The following is a 13,410-nucleotide window of genomic DNA, read 5'->3' as shown; positions in this document are numbered from 1 at the left end:
GGGTGCAGATTATGAACAGAAAGACAGTAGTTATTGTAGGAGCAGGGCCGTGCGGAATAGCGGCGGCCATCGAATTAAAACGCAGAGGAATGGATGCTGTTTTAATTGAAAAACGAAATATTGTGGATGCTATATACCAGTATCCCATTCACCAGGTTTTCTTTAGTACCAGCGAAAGGCTGGAGGTGGGAAATCTTCCATTCACATCAATAAATCGAAAACCGACCCGCCAGGAAGCGCTCGTGTACTATAAACGAGTGGTCGACCAGGAAAATCTCCGCATTCATTCATATGAAACGGTAGATTCTATCGAAAAGACGCAGGATGGATTTCTTGTGTCTTCTCATACGATGAACGGCGTGAAAAAGCAGTATGAGCCGGCATATGTCATCATTGCGACCGGTTATTACGGACAGCCCAATAAGCTGGAAATCGAGGGGGGAAACCTGCCCCACGTTTCTCATTATTTTAAAGAGGCGCATCCTTATTTCCGCAGGGATGTCGCGGTGATCGGCGGAAAAAATTCCGCAGTGGACGCGGCTCTGGCTCTGGAAAAAGCAGGGGCGTTTGTAACGGTTCTTTACAGGGGAAGTTCCTTTTCAGAGCATGTAAAACCCTGGATACTCCCGGATTTTAATGCGCTTGTAAGGCAGGATAAAATCAGGCTTTTATCCGAAGCGGTCGTTACCTCTATTTCAGAACAATCCGTAGAATATACGCAGTACGGCCAAAAACAAAGCCTTCCTGCAGATTTTGTTTTTGCAATGACCGGCTATCATCCTGATCATTCTTTTCTTGAACAGGCAGGAGTTTTAAAAGGGGAAGAAGGACGGCCTTATTTTGATCAGGATACGATGGAAACAAACGTACCTGGACTTTATATTGCCGGAGTAATAGCGGCCGGGGACAATGCCAATGAAATTTTTATAGAAAACGGCAGGTGGCACGGAGAACAAATTGCCTCCCATATAAAAGAAAAAGAAAGCTGGCCTTCGTCATTATGACGGCCAGCTTTCAAATGTATTGGTAAGATCTATTCCGGTAATTCCTGCCTCAAGAGCGATCATTAATTTCAGCCGCGCCTTCTGGCCGTTCAGCCCGTTCGAGAAAATAACGCCTTTCTTTTTAAGCTGCATGCCTCCGCCTTCATATTCGTAAGTGGCCTGTACGATACCGCTGTAACATCTTGATACAAGAACGACCGGGATATTGCGGGCAATAAGCGCTTCTACTGCCGGAACAATAGCCGGGGGCACATTGCCCTGGCCGAATGCTTCGATGACGAGTCCGGAAGGAGAAGCTGATTCAAACAATTCAATTGTTTCTCTTTCCATTCCGGCGTACGCCTTAAGCAGAAATACCTTTTTAGTCAGAGAAGAGATGGAAAACTGCTCTCTGGCTGAGGGAGTATGGTGAAAAAGGATGCCGCGCCGTGTTACGAGGCCTATTGGTCCAAATTGAGGGCTTTGGAATGTGGCCACATTGGAGGAGTGCGTTTTTGTAACGTTGACTGCTGAATGCACCTCATCGTTCATTACGACGAGCACTCCTTTTTCCCTCGCTTGTTCTGATGAGGCCGTTCTTATAGCAGCAAGGAAATTGTAGGGACCGTCTGCTCCTAATTCATTGCTTGACCTCATAGCGCCCGTTAAAATAACAGGGATGGGGGAATGATGAAGAAGGTCCAGAAAATAGGCCGTTTCCTCCAGAGTGTCCGTGCCATGCGTAACTACGATACCATCATAGAGGTTTTCAGCTATTTTTTCGTTAATAAAAGACGATAGTTCAAACATATTTTCAGGCGTTATGTGCGGCGAGGGAAGATGAAAGAACGGAACAACCGTAATATCAGCAACCTGTTTTGCTTCTTCATGCCACTGATCAAGCGGGTTTTTCTCTCCTGGAGCTACACTGCCAGTCTGTTTGTCTTCTTTCATGGAGATCGTGCCTCCGGTATGTATCGTTAAAATCCGCTTCATTGAGGTGGCCTCTTTTCTATTTATAGTTAGTTGATCAAGTACAAAGCTGGAAAGGACGGATGCGTGAGTGTTTGCTATTATAACTGCGGCCCTGGCGCCTTCGGTCGCATTTTTAAGCTATTATTACTTAAAGCAGGAGACTCATTCGCGGTCTTTTCGTAAAACAGCCCGGTCCTTTTTAATCGGTATGCTGCTTGTTTTTCCTATTGTTACTGTGCAGTATGCACTGACACAAGAAACCGGGACGGAGGCGTCTGTTTTTGTACAGTCTTTTGTGTATGCCGGGCTGCTTGAAGAATTCTTTAAATGGTTTATTCTCTGTGCTGCGGTTATTCCGTTTATCCGGGTACGCTCCGTTTACGATACGACTCTTTACGCGCTGGCTGTCGGGCTCGGATTTGCGGCAGCGGAAAACATATTGTACCTGACAGCATATGGCGTGGATATAGCGCTTGGAAGAGCGTTTCTGCCGGTAGCAAGCCATGCTTTGTTTGCCTGTACTATGGGATATTATATAGGGAAAGCCTCTTTTTTAAAAGGTACTGCACGGAAATTATTTTTGTTTTTGGCTCTGGCAGTCCCGTTCGTTTTACACGGCACGTACGATTTGCTATTATTAATCGACCGGCAGTACATAGTCTACTTCATTCTCCCATTAGGATTTCTTCTATGGTGGACAGCTGCTGAAAGGCTCAAAGCAGCAAATAGGTTTGAGCAGATGGAAGGAGAATAGACGGCTTATGATAGAGGAAAAGCGATATCGTGTCGTCATACGATGCCCGCAGTGCGGGGAAAAATTCGTTTTAAAAGGAAGCAGAAAAGAAGATGGAACCATTCAGACAGGTTTTGTCCGCTGTATCTGCGGAAACAGCAGCCACTTGTATGTAGATACGGCTCCTGAATAAATTCAACGAATTCGCACAATTTGATTGCAATTCGTACGGTAATCTTGTAAGGTTTTACTACACAACTATATAAATAAAGCTTTCTTATCCAGAGAGACGGAGGGATCAGGCCCTATGAAGTCTCAGCAACCAGCCTAAACAGGTCAGGTGCTAAATCCGCCGGGCAGCAGATGCCCGAGAGATAAGAAGAGGTGCTCTTATAAAACGCAGACCTTCTTCTTACTTTTAGAGGAAGGTCTTTTAGCGGAATGATAAATCAGGATACGCCGGCCACTATATAGTAATCAGCCACAAAAAGGGTGACAATCATGGATAAGAAATTTCACATTGAAACGAATCTAGTACAAATCGGAAACAAAGAAGATCCACGGACAGGGGCGGTCAGCGCTCCTATTCATATGTCTACAGCCTTCCGCCACGAAGGACTGGGCGAGTCTACAGGATTCGACTATTCCCGTACCGGCAATCCTACAAGGGACATATTGGAACGTGCTATTGCAGGCCTTGAGAACGGGGCAAAAGGTTACGCACTAAGTTCGGGAATGGCTGCGATTCAAACTTTGTTTGCTATTTTTGATAAAGACGATGAGATCCTCGCTTCCCAGGATTTGTACGGCGGGACCTACCGTTTATTTGAAGAAGGATGGAAAAACTGGGGCATTACCATCGCATACGGCGACCCAAGAAATCTGGGAGCATTTGAACAAAAAATCACCGACCGTACGAAAGCATTGTTTATTGAAACACCGACTAACCCATTAATGCAGGAAGCAGATATTACCGAAATGTCAAAACTGGCCAAAAAACACGGCCTCTGGCTGATAGTAGATAATACTTTTTATACACCGATCCTGCAGCGCCCGCTTGATATGGGAGCTGATATTGTTATTCACAGCGCTTCGAAATACCTCGGCGGCCATAACGATATTATTGCCGGATTAATTGTTACAAAAGACGAGCAGTTAAGCAGTCGGATAACGGCATTTCATAACGGAATGGGAACCATACTATCGCCGATGGATTCCTGGCTTTTGATGAGAGGGATGAAAACACTCTCCCTGCGTATGGAGAAGCATACAGAAAATGCCCGGGCAGTGGCGGCGTTTCTGGAAAAACATCCGAAAGTAACGGACGTGCTGTATACAGGAAAAGGCGGCATGCTTTCCTTTCGGATCGAAAACGAGAAGTGGGTCGATTCCCTGCTGCGCGGGCTGGAGCTTGTGACGTTTGCAGAAAGCCTGGGTGGTGTAGAAAGCTTTATGACCTATCCGGCCACGCAGACACACGCTGATGTACCGGAAGAAGTCCGTATTGCCAACGGCGTCTGTAACAGGCTGCTTCGTTTTTCTGTAGGTATTGAAAATAAAGAAGATATTATCGCAGATTTAGAGCAGGCGCTCGACCGTCTGTAAAAAGAAAATCACGAATCAGGGGAGTGGCTCGCAGTGAATTTGGCAGAAGAATACGCAAAACGGATGTTAATTGGCGACGGGGCGATGGGAACGTATCTATACGAAAAAGGATACAGCGGCTCCTACGAATCACTAAATCTATCAGACCCCGATCTGATTAAAACCATTCATAGAGAATACGTAGAAGCAGGATCGGATATTATTCAGACCAATACGTATGCGGCAAATCGCATCAAGCTTGCAAAATACCAGCTGGAAGAAGAAACAGCTGATATTAACAGACGAGGTGTAGAAGCAGCCCGGGAAGCTTCTGAAGGCAGGACATTTGTATTTGCAACGATAGGCGGCATTCAAGGACTGCAGAAAATGGAAGAAAGCGAAGCTGAAATAATTAAAGCTTTTTCCGAACAGATGGATGCTCTTATAAAAGCGGAGCCCGATGGAATTATTCTGGAAACGTTCTATGATCTTCAGGAGATTACTGCGGTCATCAAGCTTGCCAAAAGTAAAACAAACCTGCCGATAATTGCCCAGGTGGCACTGGGGGAAGTAGGAGTTATGCATGGCGGACTGCCTCTTGGAGAAGCATTTAAGCAGATGACGGCAGCCGGCGCGGATGCCGTAGGAGTCAACTGCAGAATGGGACCATATCACATCTTAAGATCGCTGGAGATGACACCGCTCGATGAAAATACGCTGTACGCGGTACACCCTAACGCCAGTCTTCCGGATATTGATGACGGCCGGTTCGTCTACCAGTCCAATCCGGACTACTTTTATGAAAAGGCGCTTGATTTTCAAAATCAGGGTATCGGCATTATTGGCGGATGCTGCGGCACAACGCCGGAGCACATCGCTCAAATAGCCGCGGCTGTTAAAAACACTGTTCCAAAGAAGCGGGCCGCCCAGGCAGTTGCCCAGAAAACAGGGCAGTTTTCCATCGTTGAACCTCCTTCTACAGAACCAAGTCTGCGGGAAAAGGCAAAGCAGTCCACTACCGTTATTGTGGAACTCGACCCACCTAAAAAACTTGCTACGTCAAAATTTGTAGAAGGCGCCCAGGCTTTATACCAGTCCGGGGCGGATGCTGTTACGATGGCGGACAATTCGCTGGCAAGTCCCCGCGTGGATAATCTGGCAATGGGTGCACTCGTTAAAAGCATGACCCAGGCACGGCCGCTGCTTCACGTCGCCTGCCGTGATAGAAACCTTATCGGCCTTCAGTCTCATTTAATGGGCATCAATGCTCTTGGTATTCATGACATACTGGCTGTAACCGGGGATCCTACCAAGGTAGGAGACTTCCCGGGAGCAACCTCTGTATATGATGCGAATTCCTTTGACTTAATTCATTTAATGAAAGAGATGAATAAAGGACTGTCTTTTTCCGGAAAGTCACTCGGCCAGAACACGACGTTTACCGTCGGAGCTGCGTTTAACCCTAACGTACGTAACGTAGACCGGGCCGTGCAGCGTCTGGAAAAGAAGATTACGGCTGGAGCCGATTATTTCATGACACAGCCGGTCTTCGGGGAAGGCCAGTTTAAAGAAATTTATGAAGCGACAAAACATATGGACGTTCCGGTGTATATCGGTATCATGCCTCTAGTGAGCAGCCGGAATGCCGAATTTCTGCATAATGAAGTGCCCGGCATTAAGCTGACGGATACGATCCGCCAGAGTATGGCGGCCTGCGGGGAAGACCGTGCGCTTGCAGCGGAAGAAGGAATTGCGATAGCGAAAACGCTGATCGACGAAGCGATGGAATATTTTAACGGCATTTATTTAATCACCCCATTTCTTCGTTATGATATTACATGCCGCTTAACCGAATATATAAGAGAAAAAGCAGCGGTTCGCACAGAAGAAAAAAGCAAGTGAACAGAGTGGAGGGAAACATATGCCTAAAACAGCAATCCAGGACAGACTGAAAACGTCGATTCTCATTTTAGATGGAGCAATGGGAACAATGCTTCAGAACGCCGATTTAACCGCAGAGGATTTCGGCGGGGAAGAGTATGAGGGCTGCAATGAGTATTTGAACGTAACCGCTCCTCACGTGCTTGAAAAAATCCACCGCGATTACCTGGAAGCAGGAGCGGATATTATTGAGACCAACACGTTTGGAGCAACGAGCATTGTACTCGCAGATTATGATCTGCAGCATATGGCTGAAGAGTTAAATATTGCTGCAGCCAGGCTTGCAAAGGACGCTGTCAAAGAAATAGAAACAGAAGAATTTCCACGCTATGTTGCCGGTGCTATGGGACCAACAACTAAATCCCTGTCCGTAACCGGAGGAACGACATTTGAAGAATTGACCGAAACCTACCGTGAGCAGGCCTCCGGGCTGATTAAAGGTGAGGTGGATTTATTTCTGCTGGAAACAAGCCAGGACGTAAGAAATGTAAAGGCGGCCTACCTGGGCATTCAGCAGGCGCAGCAGGAGCTCGGCATCGAACTGCCGTTAATGATTTCAGGAACAATCGAGCCGATGGGTACAACGCTTGCCGGACAGACGATGGAAAGTTTTTATATCTCGATAGAGCATATGAACCCGATTGTTGTCGGACTGAACTGCGCTACGGGTCCCGAATTTATGAGAGATCACCTGCGCTCTCTATCTGAACTTTCCACCACGTATGTCCACTGTTATCCGAATGCAGGACTGCCGGATGAAGAGGGGCATTACCATGAATCACCGGAATCCCTGACGACAAAGCTGGAAGGCTTTGCTGAAAAAGGCTGGCTGAACGTAGTCGGAGGATGCTGCGGCACAACACCCGAGCATATTAGAGTTATGCGTGAAGCATTAACCAAATTCGAACCCCGGACTCCTTCAGAGGGGCATCCTCATGTGGTGTCCGGTATTGAGCCGCTCGTATATGAAGAAGATATGCGTCCGCTTTTTGTAGGGGAACGGACAAACGTTATTGGTTCCAAGAAATTTAAAAGGCTGATTAATGAAGGCAAGTTTGAAGAGGCGTCGGAAATAGCCCGAGCGCAGGTGAAAAAAGGCGCTCACGTAATAGATGTCTGCCTGGCTGATCCGGACCGTGAAGAAATAGATGATATTGAGGTCTTTTTAAGCCATGTCATTAATAAAGTGAAAGTTCCGCTTATGATTGATTCAACCGATGCAGCGGTTATTGAAAAAGCACTGACGTATTCACAGGGAAAAGCGATTATTAACTCTATTAACCTCGAAGACGGGGAAGAACGCTTTGAAGATATCGTGCCGATCTTAAAGAAGTTTGGTGCAGCAGTAGTAGTAGGAACCATTGATGAAGAAGGAATGGCGGTTTCTACGGAAAGAAAAGTAGAAGTAGCAGTCCGCTCGCATGACATTCTCGTCAATCAATATGGGATGAATCCAAAAGATATTATATTTGATCCGCTTGTCTTTCCGGTCGGCACCGGAGATGCCCAGTATATCGGCTCCGCTGAAGCGACAATCAACGGTATTAAAGAAATTAAAAAAGCGCTACCGGACTGCCTGACGATACTTGGTATAAGCAACGTCTCCTTCGGTCTGCCCCCTGTAGGAAGAGAAGTTCTTAACGCATCATTTATGTACTACTGTACAAACGCAGGGCTTGATTATGCGATCGTCAACACGGAAAAGCTGGAACGTTTTGCAAGCATTCCGGAAAAAGAGAAACAGATGGCAAAAGAGCTGCTGTTTGAAACGTCAGATCAGACACTGGCAGATTTCACCGCTCATTACCGGGGCAAAAAGGCAGAAAAGAAAACGGTGGAGCAGAATCTTTCGCTCGAAGACAGGCTTGCAGAGTATATTGTAGAAGGCACCAAAGAAGGCCTCTACAAAGACCTTGATGAAGCCCTTACTAAATATGACGAGCCTCTGAGCATTATTAATGGTCCGCTTATGGTCGGCATGGACAAAGTCGGAAAACTGTTTAATAACAATGAGCTGATTGTAGCGGAAGTACTGCAGAGTGCCGAAGCGATGAAAGCAGCTGTATCACACCTGGAACCGTACATGGAGACAAAAGCGGCGGATGATACGGGCAAAGGAAAAATTCTCCTTGCTACCGTTAAAGGTGATGTGCATGATATCGGTAAAAACCTGGTAGACATTATTTTGTCCAACAACGGTTTTAAAATTGTGAATTTAGGTATTAAAGTGACGTCCAACGAACTCATTGAAGCGGTCGCTAAAGAAAATCCGGATGCGATCGGTTTGAGCGGCCTTCTCGTTAAATCGGCCCAGCAGATGGTGCTGACTGCCCAGGACCTGAAAAACCAGCAGATTTCCATTCCGGTTATGGTCGGCGGAGCGGCCTTAACGAGAAAGTTCACCGAAGAAAAAATCAGTGCGGAATACGACGGCATGGTGCTGTATGCAAAAGATGCCATGAATGGACTTGATCTGGCCAACCGGCTGGCCCGTCCCGATGATATGAAGCAGCTTCAGGTGGAATGGGCGGAAAAACGGGAAAAGCGGCTTAATAAAACAGCTGAAAAACCAAGAGCGTCAACAGCAGTAGCTGAAGCGCCGGCCCGTTCGGAAGTATCGACAAAAACACCGCTGCTCGTACCGCCTGATCTTAAACCGCATCTGATGAAGGATTACAGCATCAGTCATATACAGCCGTATGTGAATATGCAGATGCTTCTTGGAAGACACCTTGGTGTACAGGGTAAAGTCAGCCGCCTGCTTGCTGAAAAGGATAAAAAGACAGTAGAGCTGAAAGAAAAAGCTGATGATTTAATGGAGCGTGCGAAAAAAGAGCAGATTCTGCGTGCCCACGGCATGTATCAATTTTTCCCGGCCCAGGCAGACGGCAATACGATTATTATTTATGCAGATACAGAGGGCACAACAGAACTGGAGCGGTTTACGTTTCCACGCCAGAACAAGCCGCCGTTTTTATGTCTTGCCGATTTTGTAAAGCCTAAGGAAGAAGGCGTCATGGATTATATAGGATTCCTGACGGTTACTGCAGGAGAAGGCGTGCGTGCCAGAGCCAATAAAGCGAAAGAAGAAGGCGATTATTTATTCAGCCATCTTATTCAGGCGGCAGCGCTTGAATTAGCAGAAGGATTTGCAGAGCGCGTACACCAGATTATGCGTGATCAGTGGGGCATTCCTGATCCTACAGATTTCACGATGGAAGACAGGTTTTCTGCGAAGTACCACGGCATTCGTGTTTCTTTCGGTTATCCGGCCTGCCCGGATCTGGAAGATCAGGCCAAGCTCTTCCGGCTGCTTCAGCCGGAAAAGATCGGTGTGGAACTGACCGATGAATATATGATGGAACCGGAAGCCTCAGTGTCGGCAATGGTATTTTCCCATCCGGAAGGCAGATATTTCAGCGTGTTATCTTCCGGCAGATAGTATAAGGACAAAACGAAAAAGCAGGCAGCTGCTTTTTCGTTTTTCTTATATCCGTTAAAACAGCCCGGGGTATAGTATGTTAAAATTTAAGAGTGATGACGCGAATAAAGAGTAGAAGAGGAGCATGAAAATGACAGTTAGTATTGCAATAGACGGCCCTGCAGGAGCGGGAAAGAGCACCGTAGCAAAGAAAGCAGCCTACCTGCTTGGTTATACATATATTGATACTGGTTCCATGTACCGGGCTATTACGTATCTGGCGCTTGAGCAGCAGGCAGATCCGGAAAAAGAAGAAGAGATACTGCCGCTTCTTCAGAATCTTGAGATCGAGTGGAAGCAGGAAAATGGAGAAAACATTATTTATATTAACCGGAAAAATGCAGCGGACGCGATCCGCACACCGGAAGTAACAGCCAGCGTGTCGGCAGTATCCGCCCATCCGCTTATCCGTGAACGCATGGTGGAAAAGCAGCGGGAGCTGGCGGCATCCGGAAGCGCCGTACTGGACGGCAGAGATATTGGGACTACTGTTCTTCCCAATGCAGAAGTGAAGATCTACATGACGGCCAGCGTAGAGGAAAGAGCACGCAGGCGCCATGAAGAAAATAAAGCCAAGGGAATGGAGTCCAATCTGGAAACGATACAGCAGGAAATTGCTGAGCGTGACTTAAAAGATTCCACAAGGGAAGTGTCCCCGCTCATAAAAGCAGACGATGCCGTAGAGCTCGATACCACTAAGCTTTCTATTGACGAAGCCGTCGAGAAAATTTTGGAAATGGTGAAGGAAAGGACGTTCAAAGCATGAGATTATATACGATTGGCAAAGCACTCTGCGGAATATTTTTCCGGGCTGCGCTCAGGGTGGAGATAGAAGGAAAAGAAAATCTGCCCGCTGAAGGGCCGGTATTAATCTGTTCGAACCACGTAAGCAATTTTGACCCGCCGCTTGTAGGAACATTTATTAAGCGTGACGTCGTTTTTATGGCAAAAGAGGAGCTGGTGACAAATCGTTTTGCGGGACCGATTATTTCCAGACTGGAAGTGATGCCGGTTAAACGGGGAATGGCGGACAGGCAGGCTTTGAAGCAGGGACTGCAAATACTTAAAGACGGAAAGGTTTTGTGTTTGTTTCCAGAGGGTACAAGGAGTAAGACCGGTGCAATAGGTGAAGGTTTGTCGGGGGCTGGTTTTTTCGCTCTTCGTTCCTCCGCTGTTGTCGTTCCGGTTGCCATAACAGGAGAATTTAAGCCTTTTGGGAAAGTGAAGCTTTCCTACGGAGCTCCGGTTAATATGTCGAAGCTCCGCATAGAAAAAGCAAATGCTGAAACAGCCACAAAGGTTATTATGAAAAGTATTAGAGAGCTTAAGGAGTCCCAGGTTCTATTGAAGTAAGAAAGAAATAGGTATTTTCTTTTGCTTATGGCCTATTTTTTATTATAATAGATATAGTAGCGAGGAAAAGTAGAAGGAGGCAATGGACAATGGTCGATGAAATGAACAACGAGTTAGCTGGTATGAGTGATATTAAAGAAGGAGATATCGTCAAAGGCAAGGTAACAAAGGTTGAAGAAAAGCAGGCCTTTGCTGATGTTGGATACAAGGTGGATGCTGTTATCCCAATAAGTGAACTGTCCGGTCTTCACGTGGAAAAAGTAGAAGATGTCCTGAAAGAAGGGGACGAAATCGAATGCAAGGTAACGAAACTTGAAGACGATGAACTGGTTATTTCAAGAAAAGCTGCCCTTGCAGATAAAGCCTGGGGCGAACTGGAATCCAAGTTTGAAAACGGCGATATTATTGAGGCAGAAGTAGCAGAAGTAGTAAAAGGCGGCCTCGTAGTGGATCTTGGAGTGCGCGGATTTATTCCGGCTTCATTGGTGGAAAGACATTTTGTTGAAGATTTTTCCGACTATAAGGGACGTACTCTTTCCCTTAAAATTATTGAAATCGATTCAGCTGATAATAAGTTAATACTCTCCCAGAGAGCAGTATTGGATGAACAGGCAAACCGTCAGAAAAAAGACGTACTGGAACAGCTTCAGGTAGGCGATACCGTAAAAGGTACCGTGCAGCGTTTAACTGACTTTGGTGCATTTGTTGATGTAGGCGGAGTAGACGGACTTGTACACATCTCGCAGATGGCTCATCACCGTGTAGAATCCCCCGGCGAAATCGTCAAAGAAGGCGAAGAAGTTCAGGTGAAGATTCTTGCAGTGGATACCGACAGCGAGAGAGTATCTCTTTCCATTAAAGATACGCTTCCAGGACCGTGGACCACGATTGAAGGCCAGATGGAGCCTGGAGATATTATTGAAGGACAGGTAAAGCGCCTTGTTTCTTTCGGAGCATTTGTTGAAGTGGCTCCCGGAGTAGAAGGACTGGTCCATATTTCGCAGATAGCTGACCGTCACATCGGTACGCCGGGTGAAGTACTTGAAGAAGGCCAGGCAGTAAAAGTGAAAATCCTGGATATAACTCCTTCCGAGCAGCGTATCAGTTTGAGCATTCGTGAACTGGAAAAAGCAGAGAAGCCAGACCAGAAAGTGCAGCAGGAATATGATGCACCGGAAGACGATCACTCCGGATTTTCTCTTGGAGATATGATCGGCGACCAGCTGAAAAAATATAAAAAATAAGGGGTTCGATGTGTCGTGTCAAGAGCACAGCGTAAACAAGACCATATTACTCATGCACTAGCGACAGGATTTGCTGGGGCATCGAGTTATGATGATCTTCGTTTTGTACACAACAGTCTCCCCGGTTCTTCAGTGGACAATATAAGCTATACTACTAATGTCGGCGGACTTTCCTTAAGTTCGCCGATTATTATTAATGCAATGACCGGAGGCGGCGGGGAAACAACAGAATCAATTAACCAAATGCTTGCCCAGTCGGCAAAAGCTACAAATACGGCTATGGCAGTAGGTTCGCAGATGTCTGCAATTAAAGATCCGGCAGAAGCTGCATCCTACCAGATCGTGCGCCGTGAAAATCCCGAGGGTGTTATTTTTGCCAATCTGGGGAGTGAGGCAACACCGCAGCAGGCGGTGCAGGCTGTGGATATGATAGAAGCAGATGCTCTGCAGATTCATCTGAATGTTATTCAGGAACTGGTTATGCCTGAAGGGGACAGAAACTTCGCAGGAGCGCTTGATCGTATTAAAGCGGTCCGCCAGAGCCTGGATATACCTATTATCGTAAAAGAAGTAGGGTTTGGTATGTCGGCCGAAGCATTTCAAACGCTTGAAGAAGCAGGTATTACGGTTATAGATACGGGTGGAAGCGGAGGCACCAATTTCTCAGCTGTTGAAAACAGCAGGCGGGAAGCGAAATGGTCTTTCTTTGATCAATGGGGTATCAGCAGTGCGGCTGCTGTGGCGGAATCTTCATTTGTACATAAGAAGGCTGACATTATTGGTTCCGGCGGCATCAGACATGCTCTGGATGCAGCGAAAGCTATAGCACTGGGAGCTTCCGCTGTCGGCATAGCCGGCAAAGTACTGGAAGCTGTTCATGAAAATGGCAGTGAAGGGGGCGCCGCTTACCTGAATGCTGTCCTGGAACAGCTGACGTTCATTATGGCAGCCGTCGGTGCAGAAGATGTATCCGCCCTGCAGCGTGCTCCTCTTGTTCTTTCGGGAGAAACTGCACACTGGTTAAAAGAAAGAGGATTTGATACAAAAAGCTATGCAGCAAGAGTAAAATAGCGGCAGGCGGAAGCCGGTTCTATGAAAAAACATAGAACCGGCTCT

At 46.7% G+C, this 13,410-nt stretch carries 11 protein-coding genes and 1 riboswitch; of the genes, 10 read left to right on the top strand and 1 reads right to left on the bottom strand.

Going from position 1 to position 13,410, the window contains the following annotated elements:
• Positions 1-11: 11 nt before the first annotated feature.
• On the top strand, positions 12-1,004 hold the full coding sequence (locus tag ATL39_RS10265; protein WP_120193274.1) for a YpdA family putative bacillithiol disulfide reductase: 993 nt from the start codon (positions 12-14) through the stop codon (positions 1,002-1,004).
• Here the strand turns inward: ATL39_RS10265 and ATL39_RS10260 are convergent.
• Positions 999-1,979 (bottom strand): asparaginase, encoded by a 981-nt coding sequence (locus ATL39_RS10260; RefSeq protein ID WP_120193273.1) that lies wholly within the window; start codon positions 1,977-1,979, stop codon positions 999-1,001. The genes ATL39_RS10265 and ATL39_RS10260 overlap by 6 nt on opposite strands.
• A 67-nt stretch (positions 1,980-2,046) precedes the next feature.
• On the opposite strand from ATL39_RS10260, the gene prsW reads away from it, so the two are divergent.
• The 9 genes from prsW (at position 2,047) to fni (ending at position 13,365) form a co-directional block, all read left to right on the top strand.
• The gene (prsW, locus tag ATL39_RS10255; protein ID WP_120193272.1) at positions 2,047-2,712 is read left to right on the top strand and encodes a glutamic-type intramembrane protease PrsW; all 666 of its coding nucleotides are present in this window, start codon (positions 2,047-2,049) and stop codon (positions 2,710-2,712) included.
• A gap of 7 nt (positions 2,713-2,719) precedes the next feature.
• The gene (locus ATL39_RS17425; RefSeq protein WP_170146902.1) at positions 2,720-2,884 is read left to right on the top strand and encodes a hypothetical protein; all 165 of its coding nucleotides are present in this window, start codon (positions 2,720-2,722) and stop codon (positions 2,882-2,884) included.
• An 81-nt stretch (positions 2,885-2,965) separates the two neighbouring features.
• A riboswitch (SAM riboswitch) is annotated at positions 2,966-3,072 on the top strand.
• A 120-nt stretch (positions 3,073-3,192) separates the two neighbouring features.
• Positions 3,193-4,296, top strand: coding sequence for a methionine biosynthesis PLP-dependent protein (locus tag ATL39_RS10250; RefSeq protein ID WP_120193271.1), 1,104 nt, complete (start codon positions 3,193-3,195; stop codon positions 4,294-4,296).
• Between the two features lie 33 nt (positions 4,297-4,329).
• Positions 4,330-6,177, top strand: a complete 1,848-nt coding sequence (locus tag ATL39_RS10245) for a bifunctional homocysteine S-methyltransferase/methylenetetrahydrofolate reductase (protein ID WP_120193270.1) — start codon at positions 4,330-4,332, stop codon at positions 6,175-6,177.
• Positions 6,178-6,196: 19 nt separating this feature from the next.
• Positions 6,197-9,658, top strand: a complete 3,462-nt coding sequence (gene metH, locus ATL39_RS10240; RefSeq protein ID WP_120193269.1) for a methionine synthase — start codon at positions 6,197-6,199, stop codon at positions 9,656-9,658.
• Positions 9,659-9,782: 124 nt separating this feature from the next.
• A complete protein-coding gene (gene cmk / locus ATL39_RS10235) occupies positions 9,783-10,463 on the top strand; it encodes a (d)CMP kinase (RefSeq protein ID WP_120193268.1) in 681 nt (226 codons plus the stop codon).
• Positions 10,460-11,050 carry a lysophospholipid acyltransferase family protein gene (locus tag ATL39_RS10230; protein WP_120193267.1) on the top strand — a complete coding sequence of 197 codons (591 nt, stop codon included), beginning with the start codon at positions 10,460-10,462 and terminating at the stop codon, positions 11,048-11,050. The genes cmk and ATL39_RS10230 overlap by 4 nt, the downstream gene beginning before the upstream one ends.
• A gap of 89 nt (positions 11,051-11,139) precedes the next feature.
• Complete coding sequence (gene rpsA, locus ATL39_RS10225) at positions 11,140-12,294, top strand: 30S ribosomal protein S1 (protein ID WP_120193266.1); 1,155 nt, start codon at positions 11,140-11,142, stop codon at positions 12,292-12,294.
• A gap of 15 nt (positions 12,295-12,309) precedes the next feature.
• Positions 12,310-13,365: a type 2 isopentenyl-diphosphate Delta-isomerase gene (fni, locus tag ATL39_RS10220; protein ID WP_120193265.1), complete on the top strand. Its 1,056-nt coding sequence runs from the start codon at positions 12,310-12,312 to the stop codon at positions 13,363-13,365.
• Positions 13,366-13,410 lie beyond the last annotated feature (45 nt).

Origin of the sequence: Sinobaca qinghaiensis (assembly GCF_003610495.1) — a bacterium.
GTDB classification, from domain to species: Bacteria; Bacillota; Bacilli; order Bacillales; family Marinococcaceae; genus Sinobaca; species Sinobaca qinghaiensis.
The sequence above is the reverse complement of the archived record's forward strand: the minus strand, read 5'-3'. Positions and strand labels throughout refer to the sequence as shown.

Excerpts from the sequence above, each read along its gene's own strand:
- ATL39_RS10265 (WP_120193274.1), top strand. The coding sequence starts at position 12 with ATGAACAGAAAGACAGTAGTTATTGTAGGAGCAGGGCCGTGCGGAATA.
- ATL39_RS10260 (WP_120193273.1), bottom strand. The coding sequence starts at position 1,979 with ATGAAGCGGATTTTAACGATACATACCGGAGGCACGATCTCCATGAAA.
- ATL39_RS17425 (WP_170146902.1), top strand. The coding sequence starts at position 2,720 with ATGATAGAGGAAAAGCGATATCGTGTCGTCATACGATGCCCGCAGTGC.
- ATL39_RS10250 (WP_120193271.1), top strand. The coding sequence starts at position 3,193 with ATGGATAAGAAATTTCACATTGAAACGAATCTAGTACAAATCGGAAAC.
- metH (WP_120193269.1), top strand. The coding sequence starts at position 6,197 with ATGCCTAAAACAGCAATCCAGGACAGACTGAAAACGTCGATTCTCATT.
- cmk (WP_120193268.1), top strand. The coding sequence starts at position 9,783 with ATGAAAATGACAGTTAGTATTGCAATAGACGGCCCTGCAGGAGCGGGA.
- ATL39_RS10230 (WP_120193267.1), top strand. The coding sequence starts at position 10,460 with ATGAGATTATATACGATTGGCAAAGCACTCTGCGGAATATTTTTCCGG.
- rpsA (WP_120193266.1), top strand. The coding sequence starts at position 11,140 with ATGGTCGATGAAATGAACAACGAGTTAGCTGGTATGAGTGATATTAAA.